This is a genomic window from Pantoea sp. SGAir0430 (genome assembly GCF_043549295.1).
Window position 1 is genome coordinate 1648917 of sequence record NZ_CP039427.1, and the last position, 14435, is coordinate 1663351.

Consider the following 14435-nt stretch of genomic DNA (forward strand, 5'->3'; position numbering starts at 1 on the left):
GTTAATGTGCTCCTGCACTGCCTTCGCTCTTGATCGGCGAAAGCAACCAACAAAAAGGAATCAATAGCACGGCGACAATACTCAGGCCCATGAACACGTCGATGTAAGCCAGAATACGCGCCTGGGCAATCATCTCCTGATAGAGCTGACCGCTGGCCAGCGTCAGCGGATCGCCCACCGCACTGGTAAAGTCACGAATCGCCTGCGCCCAGTGCTGCAGCGTGAGGTTGAACTGCTCATTGAGCGGCGACATGTTGTGCACCATGTGGGCCGATCGCACCTGTTCACGTTCAGTGATGCCGGCCGTGGCCAGCGAGATGCCGATCGAACCGGCCACGTTACGGAACATGGTGAACAGCGCGGAGGCATCCGCATTCAGGCGCTGCGGCACGGTGATAAAGGCAATGGTGGTGAGCGGCACAAACAGGAAGCCGAGGCCAATCGACTGCGCGCTGCGCATCAGCACCAGCGTGGTGAAATCCACGTTGGGCGTCAGGGTGCTGGAATAGAAGAAGGCCAGCGCCAGACAGGTAAAGCCAAAGGCGATGATGTAGCGCGTTTGCACAATCGGCATCAGCTTCAGCACCAGCGGGATGGTGAGCACGATCAGGACCGCGCCGGGCGACAGCACCAGCCCGGACCAGGTGGCGGTATAACCGAGATCCTGCTGCGCCAGCTGCGGTAACACCACCGAGCTGCCATAAAGAATCATCGCCATGCCCGCCATCAGCAGACCGGCCACCCAGAAATTGCGGTCCTTCATCACCGTGATATCTACCACTGGCTTGCGCGCATACAGCAGCCAGTAAACCGCACCGACGATGCCGACGGCCGCCAGCATGGCAAACAGGCGAATGAAGTGTGAAGCGAACCAGTCTTCGTCTTCACCGCGATCGAGAAACACCTGCAAACAGCCGAGACCCAGGGTAATCAGGCTGATGCCGATATAGTCGATTTTCAGCCGGCCCTTCTCCCACTTGCGCTCCCACGGCGGATCTTCCAGCAGCTGATAGATCGCCAGCACCGTGAGGATCCCCACCGGAATATTAATAAAGAACACCCAGCGCCAGCTGTAGTTGTCGGTGATCCAGCCACCGAGCGTCGGGCCAATGACCGGCGCGACGATAATGGCAATCGATGACAGGCCAAAAGCCTTACCGCGATCTTCCGGCTTGAAGTAATCCAGCAGCACCGACTGCTGCACCGGTTGCAGCCCGCCGCCGAAGAAGCCCTGCAGTACGCGGAAAAGAATGATTTGCCACAGCTCGGTGGCAATGCCGCACAGGAAGGAGCAGATAGTAAACATCACGATGCAGATCAGGAAGAACTGCTTGCGCCCAAACAGGCGGCTGAAAAAGGCCGAGATCGGCAGCACAATGCCGTTGGCGACCAGATAGGAGGTCAGTACCCAGGTGGATTCATCGTAGCTGGATGACAGCGACCCGGCGATGTGCGGCAGCGCAACGTTAACGATGGTGGTGTCCAGAATTTCCATGAACACCGCCAGCGTTACCGTGATGGCAACCAGCCAGGGATTGCTGGCCGGACGCCAGCTTTCGCTCGCACTCATTCCACCGTCACCTTCGGTTCAACCGACAGGCCAAGCGGTAGCGGATGATTCGGGTCGAGTCCTTTATCAATCACAATTTTCACCGGCACGCGTTGCACAATCTTCACGTAGTTACCGGTGGCGTTCTCGGCCGGGAAGGTAGAGAAGCGCGAGCCGGAGCCCATCTGCACGCTGTCGACGTGCCCTTCCAGCTTCATGTCCGGCCAGGCATCAACGCCAATCTCCACTTTATCGCCCGGATTCATGCGCGCCAGCTGCGACTCTTTGAAGTTGGCGGTGATCCAGATATCCGGCGATACCAGCGAAAACAGCGCGCTGCCGGCCTGCACCAGCGTACCGGGCTGCACGTTGCGTTTGGTGACGAAACCGTCATACGGCGCGCGTACTTCGGTGTAAGAGAGGTTAAGCTCGGCAGTGTTGAGCTGAGCCCGGGCTTGCTCGACCTGCTGCTGCCGCGCTTCAACATTGGTTTCCTGCTGGCGAATCTGCAACTGCACCTGCGAGGCCACTTCGACCTGCGCTTTAGCGCTTTGCAGCTGCGCTTCAGCCGAGCGTAACTGCGCGGCGGCGGTATCAATATTGCGCTGCGAGGTCGCGCGCGGGTCAACCCCGCGCTGACGACGATAATCCGCCTGCGCATTAAGTAAATTGGCCTGCGCCCGCGCCTGGTCGGCCAGCGCCTGATCGCGCTGCGCCGGATATTGCACCCGTGCCAGCGCCAGCTGCGCCTGCGCCTGATGCAGCTGCGCCTGCGCCAGACCGAGCTGTGCTTTGGCCTGATCGCGCTGTGCGGCGTTGTCACGCGGATCGATCAGCACCAGCAGATCGCCCTTCTTCACCCGCTGGTTATCTTTTACCAGCAGCTGCACCACGTAGCCCGACGCTTTGGGCGCGATGGTCACGGCATCGCCTTCGGTGAACGCATCGTCGGTGGTTTCAATGTTGCGCGTGCTAAACCAGAACCAGAATCCCACCAGCAGCATAATCACCACCACAATCGCCAGAATGATCAGCGGCTTTTTGCCGGGGCGTTTACGGGGTGATTGCTCGTTATCCTGACTGGAATCTGACGTGTTGTTGTCTTTTTGCTCATCGGCGGATGGCGGATTGTGGTTTTCACTCATAATTTGTCATCACTGGCTGGTAATCCCGATCCCCGGGCGAAACGGTCAACTTAACCTTAGATGGGAAATTGACAAATGCCAGTGTAACTTTACATAAGCTAACATCCGACGCATTTTCTGCCACATCACTTAACGCGCTGATAAATCAGCGCGTCTTGCAAAGGCGGACAGGTTGGTCAGGGTTAACGCAGCAGCTGTAACAACAGCCAGCCGCACAGCATCGACCAGGCAAGCATCGGCAGGGAAAACAGATGGAAACGCCACCACACTTTGGCGTCCTGTGCCATGCGCAGCGCAATCAGGTTGGCCAGTGATCCCGGCAGCAGGCCAAAGCCGCCGATATTCACCGCCCAGGCCAGCACTTCGGAAGGCGGGACTTTTTGTAACAGCAGAATGGTGGCCGGCACGTTGCTGATCACCTGTGACAGGCCAATCGCCAGCAGATAGATCCCCCCCTCGCCCAGCTGACCGATGGCGGCAAAATGCGGCTGCAGAATCGGCAGGTGCATCAGTAAAAAGACATCAATGAACATCGCCACGAACACCAGCAGCAGGCTCCAGTCGATGGTCGCCAGCACCTGACGCGCCATCAGCAGAAAACAGCCCGCCACCAGCAGCAGCGCCCAGCCGGTGAGTTTCAGCTCCAGCGCGACGATAAACACCACGTACAGCAGGACGCTGACGATAAACAGCGGTTTCTGCCACTGCTGATTGCCCGGTGCATCATGCTTCTCAATGCTGCGCGCCGGGAAGCTAAACCACGTCAGCACCACCAGTGTCAGCATCAGCATCGCCGCCAGCGGCGCCATCTGACCGATAAAACCGGCCACGCTGAGCGTGCCGTGGCTCCAAAGCAGGATATTTTGCGGGTTGCCGACCGGCGTCAGCAACGAGCCGGCGTTGACCGCCAGCGCTTCAAAGATGATCAGCCGTGAGATAGGCAGGCGCGAGAACTTGCGCAGCGTCAGCGTGAGCGGCACCAGGATAAACAGCGCCACATCATTGGTCAGGAAGGTCGAGAGCAGCGCCGCCGCACACACCATAAACAGCGCCAGCGTGCGTTCGTGCTGGAAGCCCTGCGCCAGCCGCGCACCGAGCACATCAAAATAGCCGCTGTTTTCCAGCCCTTTTGTCAGCATCAGCAAACCGGTGAGCGTCATGATGGTGTGCCAGTCAACGGCGGCGGGCAGCTGCGGCCAGCGGTAATCCGCCAGCGGCAACAGAATCACGCCCAACAGCAACAGTAAATGCAAAACGCGGTCACGCATTAAGGAACGAAGCACGATGGGCATGATGGCAGAAGGCCTTGTAGGTTAGCGATTCTCGTAAAATTTCTGGAACACGGCGAGGGTTTCATCACTGACGTGATGCTCGAGCCCTTCGGAATCCCGGCGGGCGGTTTCCGGGCTGACGCCCAGCGCCAGCAGAAAGGTTTCAACGATGTGATGGCGCACGCGGCTGGCTTCAGCCAGCTTCTCGCCTTCCGGGGTGAGGAATACGCCGCGATACGGCACCTGCTCAACCAGACCGGTGGTACTGAGACGCTTCAGCATTTTGGCCACGGTCGGCTGCGAAACGCCCAGGCGTGCCGCCATGTCAACCTGGCGCGCCTCGCCAAATTCACGAATTAAATCAGAGATTAACTCAACGTAATCATCAATCAGCTCACGGCGATGCGCTTCGCGTACCTGGCGAAATCCTTCGACATGCTCCTCAATATCTTTCAGCGGCCCCTGGGGCATGTGGGTGGCGCTTTTCGCACGACGACTCATTCAGCTTCCTCTTTATTATCTGCCGCACTTTACCTGCGGTGCGGGCTGGCTGCGCTCATTGTAAACCAGGCACAAATAAGCACAAATTTTTCCTGAATAGTGTTGGCTAAAGAGTATAGCCAGTGCTATCTTTGTACATGTTGTAAGCGAATAGCCTACAAAGGAGGCAACGATGAACGAACCCTGGCTGTTGCTGCTCCTTTTCCTGCTGTTTATTGCAGGGCTGTGCTTACTGTTGAGTTACCCGTTTTCCAGGAGGTAAAGATGAGCACGATGAAAAGCTGCCTCGACTGCGGCAAATGCTTCCAGACCGTACAAAGCAAACCGGCTTTTGAGCTGAAGTCGCTGTTGTGTCTGTTTAGCCGCTCGCCTTTTGCCCTGCGCCTGATGCTGCTTGAGAAACTGACCGGCAAAAAAATCGCCGCGCAGCCCTGCCCGAATCTGATCTGGCGCGGCTGAGTTTCCTCAGGGCTTCACAGTCTGACCCGCTGCATGCAGCGGGTTTTATTTTGCCTGCGAAAAACGCCCTTCACGGCAGTGTTTTCAGGCATAAAAAAACGGCCCGTAAAGGGCCGTTTCTGTGCAACTCTGGTCTAAGCAAAAACTTAGAAGCTGTAACCTACGCCAGCAATCCAGGTGCCCACGTCGACGTTACGGATGCGGCTCTGCTCGTAGCCCACGTCCAGAGCAACGTTCTGGATTGGGTTGAACTGCATACCTGCGCCGTAAGAGAAGCCTACGTCGCTGCTGTCGGTTTTAGACTGACCGGCAGTCTGGTTCTGCTGGTATTTGCCGTAGCCGATACCTACTACGCCGTAGATGCTGGCCCAGTCGTTCAGACGGTAAGCCGGACCACCGGTGATGCCGTAATACTGACCTTTGTTGTACACGCCATCTTCAGTGCGATCTTTTTCGGTGTAGGTGAAAGAACCGATCCAACCCAGTGGGTTAGAACCGTCTTCGTAGCGGTATTTCAGGTTGAAGCCGTTAGCTTTGTTAGCAACGCCCTGATAGTCGCTCTGCGCGTAGCCGGCAGAAACGGTGCTCTGTGCCATGGCGGAACCAGCGGAAACTGCCAGTACACAAGCCAGTGCTGAAAGACATGCAATTTTTTTCATAACCACCTCAAATGTGAATATACTTCTCTCCTGACAACGCTAAAAATATAACAAAACTTAGCAAGAAACTCTGCCCGCATTTTGTTGTCTAACAGATTGTTTGGTGTAACAGAAAGTTAATGAACTTTCCTATGTCATTCATTTTTCTTATAAAAAGCATCATCTTTCTGCAATAATCCTGCGCACAGAAAATTATCGGTTTAAGTAAATTCCTAAACTAACCTGACATTTCTTTACGGAAATGGCCCTGAAAATGGCGTTTTTTCAGCCAGTCGCTGGTGCATTTTTTCCGCCGTCGCGCTTTGTTCGCTGGAAATTTCGCCCGAAAAGCGGTCTGAATGAGGCGTCACTGACGCCAGGATAATGCGAGGCGAGCGCGCCCGATGATAAAGCGGTGACAGAAACCCTGCATCATTGCCTCAGCCGCCTCCTTATTTCCCGCCGATTGCTTTACACTGGCTGCCCGTTGCCTGGTTATTCATCATCACAGGAATTGATCACAGGATGTCTGCACCTCTTTCCCACCCCAAACTGGCGCCGGTAGTGCTGCCGGTTGCCGTATTATTGATCGCCATGCTGTCGCTGCAGGGCGGCGCATCGCTGGCGAAATCGCTATTTCCCACCGTCGGTGCGCCTGGCATTACCGCGCTGCGTCTGGGACTGGGCACGCTCATCCTGTGCGCGATTTTCAAACCCTGGCGCCTGCGCTTCAGTGCAAAGCAGCGCAAACCGCTGCTGATGTATGGACTGGCGCTGGGCTGCATGAATTACCTGTTCTATCTCTCGATCCGCACCGTGCCGCTGGGCGTAGCGGTGGGGCTGGAGTTTCTCGGCCCGCTGACGCTGGCGCTGGCCGGCGCACGCCGTCCGCTGGATTTTCTCTGGGTGCTGCTGGCGGTCACCGGCCTGTGGTTCCTGCTGCCGATTGGTCATGGCCTGAACCATATCGATCCCACCGGCGCGCTGCTGGCCGTGGGTGCCGGCGCCTGCTGGGCGGTCTATATTCTGGCGGGCCAGCGGGCAGGCGCCGAACACGGCCCGGCCACGGTGGCAATGGGCTCGCTGATCGCCTCAGTGATTTTTGTGCCGCTCGGTCTGACCTTTGCCGCGCCCGGTATCTGGCAGTGGGAAATTCTGCCGCTGGCGTTGCTCATCGCCCTGCTCTCCAGCGCCATTCCTTACTCGCTGGAAATGATGGCGCTGACACGTCTGCCGGCGCGCATTTTCGGCACGCTGATGAGTCTGGAACCGGCGATGGCGGCGCTCTCCGGCATGCTGTTCCTCGGCGAGCAGCTGACGCTGCAGCAATGGCTGGCGCTGCAGGCGATCATCGCCGCATCTGCTGGCTCGACGCTCACCATGAAACAGAAAGCGGCACATATAAATGAAGTGGATATCAACACGCCGCAATAAGCCGTACAGGTCAGCCGGTTATTTAACCGGCTGTATATAGACACATTCTCATTATCATTTCTTAAATAGCCGCACGGTAAGCTGTTATTATTTTGCAACATGATAGAAGAATAATTAACATTCACCATAACAAACTGATTTTAATCAATTTTAATAAAACCGCTATTTTCGCAGCTTAACATTAAGCTTTAGCTATTCCTGTCATTGATTTAATCAATCCTGCAGAGTGAAAAACTGCTGCTATACTTATTCCCGTGCTTGATTAGGACAACCATCAATAAGAGGACATTAATGATGAGTACCGCAAAACTGGTTAAAACAAAATCTTCCGATCTGATTTATACCCGCAATGACGTGGCTGATAGCGAGAAGAAAGCTACCATCGAGGTGCTCAACCGTCTGGTCGTGGAATTTATTGACCTGTCGCTGATCACCAAGCAGGCGCACTGGAACATGCGTGGCGCGAACTTCATTGGCGTACATGAAATGCTGGATGGCTTCCGTACCGCGATTACCGATCACCAGGACACCATTGCAGAACGTGTGGTACAGCTGGGCGGCGTTGCGCTGGGCACCACGCAGGTGGTTAACGACAAGTCTCCGCTGAAAAGCTATCCGCTGAATATTCACAGCGTACAGGATCACCTGAAAGCGCTGGCCGATCGTTACGCCGTCGTCGCTAACGACACGCGCAAAGCCATCAGCGAAGTGAAAGACGAAGACACGGCGGATATCTTTACTGCCGCATCGCGTGACCTTGATAAGTTCCTGTGGTTCATCGAATCCAACATCGAGTAATGCTCAATCAGGCGGGTTATCCCGCCTTTTTTATGCCTGTCATCCACACGGCTTTTTTGACGCCGTTAACAATTCCTTAATCCTTTCTTTCCCTTATTATCACTCTGATGCACACTGTGCCTGCACCACCACAGCACAATGCACCATTTTGGTGATTCATTCTGGTGCAAACTTTTCCCCGCGTGCAGAATCGTGTCAGCCTGCCCCGGCAATCTGTTGATTTTGGCGTTTGAGAAAAGTTGGCATAATTTTTTCATATGATGAGCCGTACATCGGGCCACCAGGCCTGACGGGTAATAAGGAAAAAAATGATGAAGTCGTTGATTAAAGTCTCCGTGGCCGCGCTGGCGCTGGCCTTCTCGCTTTCCTCCACTGCAGCAGACAAAAAACTGGTGGTCGCTACCGACACCGCCTTCGTTCCGTTTGAATTCAAACAGGGCGACAAGTACGTCGGCTTCGATATCGACCTGTGGGACGCTATCGCTAAACAGCTGAAGCTGGATTACACCCTGAAGCCGATGGATTTCAGCGGCATCATTCCGGCGCTGCAAACCAAAAACGTTGACCTGGCACTGGCCGGCATCACCATTACCGAAGAACGTAAAAAAGCCATCGAATTCTCTGACGGCTACTATAAAAGCGGCCTGCTGGTAATGGTGCGTAACAACGAAAATGACATCAAAGGCATCGACGATCTGAACGGTAAAGTGGTCGCAGTGAAAAGCGGCACTGGGTCGGTGGATTACGCCAAAGCGCATATCAAAACCAAAGATCTGCGCCAGTTCCCGAACATCGATAACGCGTACATGGAGTTAGGCACTAACCGTGCTGACGCCGTGCTGCACGACACGCCAAACATCCTGTACTTCATCCACACCGCTGGTAAAGGCCGTTTCAAAGCCGTCGGCGACTCCATCGAAGCACAGCAGTATGGCATCGCTTTCCCGAAAGGCAGCGACGACCTGCGTGAGAAAGTGAATGGCGCGCTGAAAACCCTGCACGACAACGGTACCTACAACACTATCTATAAAAAATGGTTCGGCAGCGAACCTAAATAATTCAGGCCTGACGCCTTTTTATCAGCAGGGAGCGTTGTTCTCCCTGCTTTTTACATTTCCACTGCAACAGATTCTGGAGTCACACCATGGAGTTTGACTGGAGCGTCATCTGGCCCGCCTTACCGATCCTGATCGAAGGCGCCAAAATGACCCTGCTTATCTCGATCCTCGGCCTGATTGGCGGCCTGGTTATCGGCCTCGTGGCCGGTTTCGCCCGCGCCTACGGCGGCTGGATCACCAACAACATCGCGTTAGTGTTCATTGAACTGATTCGCGGCACGCCGATCGTGGTGCAGGTGATGTTCATCTACTTCGCCCTGCCGATGGCCTTCCCGGACCTGCGCATCGACCCGTTCACCGCCGCCGTCGTGACCATCATGATCAACTCCGGTGCCTACATTGCGGAGATTACCCGCGGTGCGGTGCTGTCGATCAACAAAGGTTTCCGTGAAGCCGGCCTGGCGCTTGGCCTGTCGCGCCGCGAAACGCTGCGCTACGTGATCATGCCGCTGGCGCTGCGCCGCATGCTGCCGCCGCTGGGCAACCAGTGGATCGTCAGCATCAAAGACACCTCGCTGTTCATCGTGATTGGCGTGGCAGAACTGACCCGTCAGGGCCAGGAGATCATCGCCGGTAACTTCCGCGCGCTGGAGATCTGGAGTGCCGTTGCCATCATTTACCTGGTTATTACGCTGGTGTTGAGCTTTGTGCTGCGCCGTATTGAGAAAAGGGTGAAAATCCTGTGATTGAATTTAAAAACGTCTCGAAAAACTTCGGCCAGACTCAGGTACTGCACGACATCAACCTGAAAATTAATCAGGGTGAAGTGGTGGTAATCATCGGGCCGTCCGGCTCCGGTAAATCTACCCTGCTGCGCTGCATCAACAAGCTGGAAGAGATCAGCAGCGGCGAACTGATTGTCGATGGCATGAAAGTTAACGATCCGAAAGTGGATGAACGCCTGATCCGTCAGGAAGCCGGTATGGTGTTCCAGCAGTTCCATCTGTTCCCGCAGATGAGCGCGCTGGACAACGTGGCCTTTGGTCCGATCCGCGTGCGCGGGGCAAAGAAAGACGCCGCACACAAACTGGCGCGTGAGCTGCTGGGCAAGGTCGGCCTCGCCGAGCGCGCGCACCACTTCCCTTCTGAGCTGTCCGGCGGCCAGCAGCAGCGCGTGGCGATTGCCCGTGCGCTGGCGGTGAAGCCGAAGATGATGCTGTTCGATGAGCCTACCTCGGCACTCGATCCCGAGCTGCGTCACGAAGTGCTGAAAGTGATGCAGGATCTGGCGGAAGAAGGCATGACCATGGTGATCGTGACCCATGAAGTGGGCTTCGCACAGAAAGTGGCGTCGCGCCTGATCTTTATCGACAAAGGTACCATCGCGGAAGATGGCAATCCGGACGATCTGATCACTAACCCGCCGAGCGACCGTCTGCGTGAGTTCCTGCAGCACGTTTCTTAATACGGCGTAAAAACAACAAAGCCGCTGCGGATCCCCGTAGCGGCTTTTTTTTTACCTGAGCAGCGCTTAGCGTGCCAGCCGCTGCGCGCGCGTGGCGGGCGGTAAAAATGTCCAGGCGATAAAGCGGCTCTGCTTCTGGCCCTGCGCCATGTCGACGATGCGTACCTGATAAGCGTCGTGCGCCTTCAGCCGATCGCGCAGCTCGGGCAGATGCTCCCTGCGCGACACCAGCGAGGTAAACCAGACGATGCGATCGCCTAACGCGACGCTTTCATCGATCATCCGGCCGATAAACGCGCGCTCACCGCCGTCGCACCACAGCTCGTTATGCTGACCGCCGAAGTTAAGCGGCGCCTGCCTGCTCAGGCCGAGATTGCGCACTTTACGCTGGCTGCCGGCCGCCGCATCGGCCGCCGAAGCATGAAACGGCGGATTACACAGTACCGCGTGATAGCGTTCGTTCTTGTGCACCACGCCAGCAAAAATCGCGCTCTCCTGCTTCTGACGGCGCAGGCGAATGGCGCGCTGCAGGCCGGGATTGCTGGCGACAATCTGACTGGCGGCGTTAACGGCGTCTGCACTGATGTCGGTGCCGGTAAAGCGCCAGCCATACTCCGCGTGACCGATCAGCGGATAGATGCAGTTGGCACCGCAGCCAATATCCATCACGTCGAGATCGCGCGGCAGCACGCCACCGTTATCGCTGGCCAGCAGATCCGCCAGCGCATGGATATAGTCAGCGCGGCCCGGCACCGGCGGCGTCAGATAGCCTTCCGGCAGCTGCCAGTTCAGGTTATAAAACAGTTTCAGCAGCGCCTGATTCAGTAGCAGCACCGCGTGCGGATCGGCGAAATCAACCGACAGCTCACCGTAACCGTTGGGGCGCACTTTGTCCGCCAGCGGCGGATGCGCGGCAGTCAGGGCAGCAAAATCATAACGGCCCTGATGGCGGTTACGCGGATGAAAGAGCGCGGTAGCGGCAGGCTTGTTCATAGATTCTCCGGACATTAATGCGCGCGTAAGATACGCTGGATGACGGCAGCGCACAATCCGCCAGGAAAATTTAGTGCAACGAATTTAAATCTATTCTCCCTAAAACTGCATCCGCAATACTGCGTCCAGCCGCCAGCGCCGCCGGAACACGCAGTATAAAGGACGAATCAGGAGCGCAAATGCGTCAACGTTACACTTATCAGCCACGCAGTGGACACGGTCTGCCTCACGATCCGCTCAACGCCATCGTCGGCCCGCGCCCGATTGGCTGGGTCAGCTCGCAAAGCGCCAGCGGCCAGCGCAATCTGGCGCCCTATAGTTTCTTTAACTGTTTTAACTACCATCCGCCAATCATTGGTTTTGCCAGCAGCGGCTGGAAAGACAGCGTCAAGAACATCAGCGAAACCGGCGAGTTTGTCTGGAACCTGGCGACGCGTCCGCTGGCAGAAGCCATGAATGAGAGCTCCGCCTCAGTGCCGCCCGATCACGACGAGTTTGCCCTCGCCGGCCTGACGCCGCTGGCCGCTTCCCACGTTAACGTCAGCATGGTAGCGGAGAGCCCGGTCAACTTTGAGTGTCGCCTGACGCAGCTGATTCGCCTGCAGGATGCACAGGGAGGCGAGCTGGAGAGCTGGCTGGTACTGGGCGAAGCGGTGGCGATTCACATCGATGAAGCGCTGCTGGAGAACGGCATCTATCAGACCGCCAAAGCGCAGCCGATTCTGCGCGCCGGCGGTCCTTCCGCCTATTACGCCATCAGCGAAGATCAGCGTTTTGATCTGGTGCGCCCGGACGCGCGCCGCGGTTAAATCAGGACACTGGCGGCGCGACACATTGCGCCGCTAGCAGGCCAGCGTCTGTAACACCTTCACCGCCCGGGCTATCTCCGGTGCCAGCCAGCGATCCTCCTGCCAGGTAGCAACCTCAGCGCGCAGCGCGCGTAGCGCCCGGCCCGTGCCGCTGGCCAGCTGCGCCTCACCGTGAAAATCCAGCGCCTGCGCCGCCAGCAGGTACTCAATCGCCAGCACCTGCCAGAGGTTATTCAGCAGTCTGATCAGCTTGAGCGCCGCGCCGGTACCGAGGCTGAGGTGATCCTCCTGCAGTCCCGAGGTGACGTAATTGTCCAGCACCGCCGGCTGCGCCAGCTGACGATTCTCCGCGCACAGGGAAGCCGCCACGTATTGCGCGATCATCATGCCGGAGTTAACGCCCGGCTGCGCCACCAGAAACGGCGGCAGCCCGCTGACCAGCGGATTGACCAGCCGATCCAGCCGGCGCTCGGCAATGCTGCCAATCTCCGCCATGGCAATCGCCAGCAGATCGGCCGCCATGGCAACCGATTCGCCGTGCGGATTGGCCTGCGACAGCACGCGCCAGTTATCCGGCGTGCCCAGTACCAGCGGATTATCGGTGCATGCGTTCAGTTCGATCTCAACCTGACGCGCTGCGTGGGCGAACTGGTCGCGGCTGGCGCCGTGCACCTGCGGCATCGAACGCAGGCTGAGCGCATCCTGGGTGCGTATGCCGCAGCTCGCCGCCAGCAGCGGACTGTCGCTCAGCAGCACACGCAGACGCTGGCCGCTGTGCTGCATGCCGGGGCTGGCTTTTAGTGCAATCACCTCGGCATCAAACGCCGCCAGCTGACCGCGCAGCGCTTCGAAGCTCATCGCGCCGGTGACATCCGCACAATCCAGCAGCCGCGCCGCATCGTCCAGCGCCAGACAGCTCAGCCCGGTCATGCACGGCGTACCGTTGACCAGGCTCAGGCCCTCTTTGGCGCCGGGGCGATACGGCTGCAAACCGGCCAGCCGCAGCGCCTGCTCCGCCGGCATCACCTGTTGCTGGTACTCAACGTCGCCCACGCCAATCAGCGCCAGCCCGATATGCGCCATGTGGGTGAGATAACCGACTGAACCCTGCGACGGCACCTGCGGCGTGATCTGCTGATTGAGCAGCGCCAGCAGATGCTGCACCAGCGCCACCGAAACGCCGGATTTGCCGTGGCTGTAGTTGGCGATGGCCGCACACAGAATGGCGCGCGTCTGCTCGCGCGTCAGCAGCGGACCGACGCCGCAGGCGTGGCTCAGCAACGTATTGCGTGACAGCTGGCTGAGTTGGTCTTCCGGCAGCGTGATGTTACACAGCGCCCCCAGCCCGGTGTTGATGCCATAGGCAATCTGGCCGCTGGCAACGATCTGTTCGACGATCTCGCGACCGCGCGCAATGCGCTGCCAGGCGGCGGCGCTCAGCGTCAGTTCGGCGTTATGTCGCGCTACCTGTACCAGCGCCTGCCAGGTCAGCGGCGCATCGCCCCAGACCACGGTCATACTGGCTGCTCCACGTGATGGCTCTGATGGCTGGAGATAAACTGCTTAAAGCGCGATGAACCGCTGGCGCCAAACATCGCTTCCGGCGTGCCCTCGCAATCAATGTTGCCCTGATGCATAAACACCACGCGATTAGAGACGTTGCGCGCGAAGCCCATCTCGTGCGTCACCACCAGCATGGTGCGCCCCTCTTCCGCCAGGCTGCGCATCACTTTGAGCACCTCGCCGACCAGTTCCGGGTCGAGCGCCGAGGTTGGCTCATCAAACAGCATCACCTCCGGATCCATCGCCAGCGCGCGGGCAATCGCCACGCGTTGCTGCTGGCCGCCGGAGAGCTGCGCCGGATAAAAATCCTTGCGGTTAAGCAGCCCGACGCGATCCAGCAACTGCTCTGCCTGGGCGATACAACTCTTTTTGTCGCGCTTCAGCACATAGTGCGGACCTTCAATTACGTTCTGCAGCACCGTCATGTGCGACCACAGATTGAAGCTTTGAAACACCATGCCCAGCCGCGAGCGCAGGCGTTCAATCTGCTTAGGATTCGCCGCCAGCTGATGGCCGCGCGCGTGGCGCTTCATTTCAATGGTTTCGCCGCCGACGCTCACCACGCCGGCATCCGGCGTTTCCAGCAGATTGATGCAGCGCAGCAAGGTACTTTTGCCCGAGCCGCTGGCACCGAGAATTGAAATAACATCGCCCTGATGCGCCTGCAGTGAGATGCCTTTGAGCACCTCCATAGCGCCAAAGGATTTATGGATATCAGTGGCGGATAAGGTGACTGGTGAAGTGGAATGCAT

The 14435-nt window shown here is 57.6% G+C and carries 15 protein-coding genes; 7 read left to right on the forward strand and 8 right to left on the reverse strand.

The window, feature by feature from the left end; translation table 11 throughout:
- Window position 1 precedes the first annotated feature (1 nt).
- The 4 genes from E7738_RS07955 to mntR all read right to left on the reverse strand — a co-directional run bounded on the left by E7738_RS07955 (window position 2) and on the right by mntR (window position 4466).
- On the reverse strand, window positions 2-1570 hold the full coding sequence (locus E7738_RS07955; RefSeq protein WP_058775341.1) for a DHA2 family efflux MFS transporter permease subunit: 1569 nt from the start codon (window positions 1568-1570) through the stop codon (window positions 2-4).
- On the reverse strand, window positions 1567-2694 hold the full coding sequence (locus E7738_RS07960; RefSeq protein ID WP_021508413.1) for an HlyD family secretion protein: 1128 nt from the start codon (window positions 2692-2694) through the stop codon (window positions 1567-1569). The genes E7738_RS07955 and E7738_RS07960 overlap by 4 nt, the downstream gene beginning before the upstream one ends.
- Window positions 2695-2876: 182 nt before the next feature.
- Window positions 2877-3986: an SLC13 family permease gene (locus E7738_RS07965; RefSeq protein WP_058769512.1), complete on the reverse strand. Its 1110-nt coding sequence runs from the start codon at window positions 3984-3986 to the stop codon at window positions 2877-2879.
- Between the two features lie 21 nt (window positions 3987-4007).
- Window positions 4008-4466: a manganese-binding transcriptional regulator MntR gene (mntR, locus tag E7738_RS07970; protein WP_021508415.1), complete on the reverse strand. Its 459-nt coding sequence runs from the start codon at window positions 4464-4466 to the stop codon at window positions 4008-4010.
- A 264-nt stretch (window positions 4467-4730) separates the two neighbouring features.
- Between mntR and E7738_RS07975 the strand changes: the two genes are divergently transcribed.
- The gene (locus tag E7738_RS07975; protein WP_021508417.1) at window positions 4731-4925 is read left to right on the forward strand and encodes a hypothetical protein; all 195 of its coding nucleotides are present in this window, start codon (window positions 4731-4733) and stop codon (window positions 4923-4925) included.
- A 146-nt stretch (window positions 4926-5071) separates the two neighbouring features.
- Here the strand turns inward: E7738_RS07975 and ompX are convergent, their stop codons facing one another.
- Window positions 5072-5584: an outer membrane protein OmpX gene (ompX, locus tag E7738_RS07980; RefSeq protein WP_031279869.1), complete on the reverse strand. Its 513-nt coding sequence runs from the start codon at window positions 5582-5584 to the stop codon at window positions 5072-5074.
- Window positions 5585-6088: 504 nt separating this feature from the next.
- On the opposite strand from ompX, the gene rhtA reads away from it, so the two are divergent.
- From rhtA to glnQ, 5 genes are all read left to right on the forward strand, one after another.
- Window positions 6089-6997: a threonine/homoserine exporter RhtA gene (gene rhtA / locus E7738_RS07985; protein ID WP_394516268.1), complete on the forward strand. Its 909-nt coding sequence runs from the start codon at window positions 6089-6091 to the stop codon at window positions 6995-6997.
- 294 nt (window positions 6998-7291) lie between these two features.
- Window positions 7292-7795: a DNA starvation/stationary phase protection protein Dps gene (gene dps, locus E7738_RS07990; RefSeq protein ID WP_021508421.1), complete on the forward strand. Its 504-nt coding sequence runs from the start codon at window positions 7292-7294 to the stop codon at window positions 7793-7795.
- 311 nt (window positions 7796-8106) lie between these two features.
- Complete coding sequence (glnH, locus tag E7738_RS07995; RefSeq protein WP_021508422.1) at window positions 8107-8853, forward strand: glutamine ABC transporter substrate-binding protein GlnH; 747 nt, start codon at window positions 8107-8109, stop codon at window positions 8851-8853.
- An 86-nt stretch (window positions 8854-8939) separates the two neighbouring features.
- Window positions 8940-9599 (forward strand): glutamine ABC transporter permease GlnP, encoded by a 660-nt coding sequence (glnP, locus tag E7738_RS08000; protein WP_021508423.1) that lies wholly within the window; start codon window positions 8940-8942, stop codon window positions 9597-9599.
- Entirely contained in the window at window positions 9596-10318 is a 723-nt protein-coding gene (glnQ, locus tag E7738_RS08005; RefSeq protein ID WP_021508424.1) for a glutamine ABC transporter ATP-binding protein GlnQ, read from the forward strand. The genes glnP and glnQ overlap by 4 nt, the downstream gene beginning before the upstream one ends.
- 66 nt (window positions 10319-10384) lie before the next feature.
- On the opposite strand, the gene rlmF is transcribed toward glnQ, so the two are convergent.
- Window positions 10385-11311, reverse strand: a complete 927-nt coding sequence (gene rlmF, locus E7738_RS08010) for a 23S rRNA (adenine(1618)-N(6))-methyltransferase RlmF (protein WP_394516269.1) — start codon at window positions 11309-11311, stop codon at window positions 10385-10387.
- A 179-nt stretch (window positions 11312-11490) separates the two neighbouring features.
- Here rlmF and E7738_RS08015 point away from each other — a divergent pair, with 179 nt between their 5' ends.
- On the forward strand, window positions 11491-12120 hold the full coding sequence (locus E7738_RS08015) for a flavin reductase family protein (protein WP_222985512.1): 630 nt from the start codon (window positions 11491-11493) through the stop codon (window positions 12118-12120).
- A 33-nt stretch (window positions 12121-12153) separates the two neighbouring features.
- Here E7738_RS08015 and hutH read toward each other — a convergent pair whose 3' ends face one another.
- Window positions 12154-13638, reverse strand: coding sequence for an HAL/PAL/TAL family ammonia-lyase (hutH, locus tag E7738_RS08020; RefSeq protein ID WP_394516270.1), 1485 nt, complete (start codon window positions 13636-13638; stop codon window positions 12154-12156).
- Window positions 13635-14435, reverse strand: a complete 801-nt coding sequence (locus E7738_RS08025; protein ID WP_348878693.1) for an ABC transporter ATP-binding protein — start codon at window positions 14433-14435, stop codon at window positions 13635-13637. Before E7738_RS08025 ends, hutH begins: the two co-directional genes overlap by 4 nt.

What these genes read in the sequence shown, in the direction of transcription:
- E7738_RS08015 (WP_222985512.1), top strand. Translation starts at nt 11,491, where the DNA reads ATGCGTCAACGTTACACTTATCAGCCACGCAGTGGACACGGTCTGCCT.
- dps (WP_021508421.1), top strand. Translation starts at nt 7,292, where the DNA reads ATGAGTACCGCAAAACTGGTTAAAACAAAATCTTCCGATCTGATTTAT.
- hutH (WP_394516270.1), bottom strand. Translation starts at nt 13,638, where the DNA reads ATGACCGTGGTCTGGGGCGATGCGCCGCTGACCTGGCAGGCGCTGGTA.
- glnH (WP_021508422.1), top strand. Translation starts at nt 8,107, where the DNA reads ATGAAGTCGTTGATTAAAGTCTCCGTGGCCGCGCTGGCGCTGGCCTTC.
- rhtA (WP_394516268.1), top strand. Translation starts at nt 6,089, where the DNA reads ATGTCTGCACCTCTTTCCCACCCCAAACTGGCGCCGGTAGTGCTGCCG.
- E7738_RS07960 (WP_021508413.1), bottom strand. Translation starts at nt 2,694, where the DNA reads ATGAGTGAAAACCACAATCCGCCATCCGCCGATGAGCAAAAAGACAAC.
- mntR (WP_021508415.1), bottom strand. Translation starts at nt 4,466, where the DNA reads ATGAGTCGTCGTGCGAAAAGCGCCACCCACATGCCCCAGGGGCCGCTG.
- E7738_RS08025 (WP_348878693.1), bottom strand. Translation starts at nt 14,435, where the DNA reads ATGCATTCCACTTCACCAGTCACCTTATCCGCCACTGATATCCATAAA.
- rlmF (WP_394516269.1), bottom strand. Translation starts at nt 11,311, where the DNA reads ATGAACAAGCCTGCCGCTACCGCGCTCTTTCATCCGCGTAACCGCCAT.
- ompX (WP_031279869.1), bottom strand. Translation starts at nt 5,584, where the DNA reads ATGAAAAAAATTGCATGTCTTTCAGCACTGGCTTGTGTACTGGCAGTT.
- E7738_RS07965 (WP_058769512.1), bottom strand. Translation starts at nt 3,986, where the DNA reads ATGCCCATCGTGCTTCGTTCCTTAATGCGTGACCGCGTTTTGCATTTA.
- glnP (WP_021508423.1), top strand. Translation starts at nt 8,940, where the DNA reads ATGGAGTTTGACTGGAGCGTCATCTGGCCCGCCTTACCGATCCTGATC.
- E7738_RS07955 (WP_058775341.1), bottom strand. Translation starts at nt 1,570, where the DNA reads ATGAGTGCGAGCGAAAGCTGGCGTCCGGCCAGCAATCCCTGGCTGGTT.
- E7738_RS07975 (WP_021508417.1), top strand. Translation starts at nt 4,731, where the DNA reads ATGAGCACGATGAAAAGCTGCCTCGACTGCGGCAAATGCTTCCAGACC.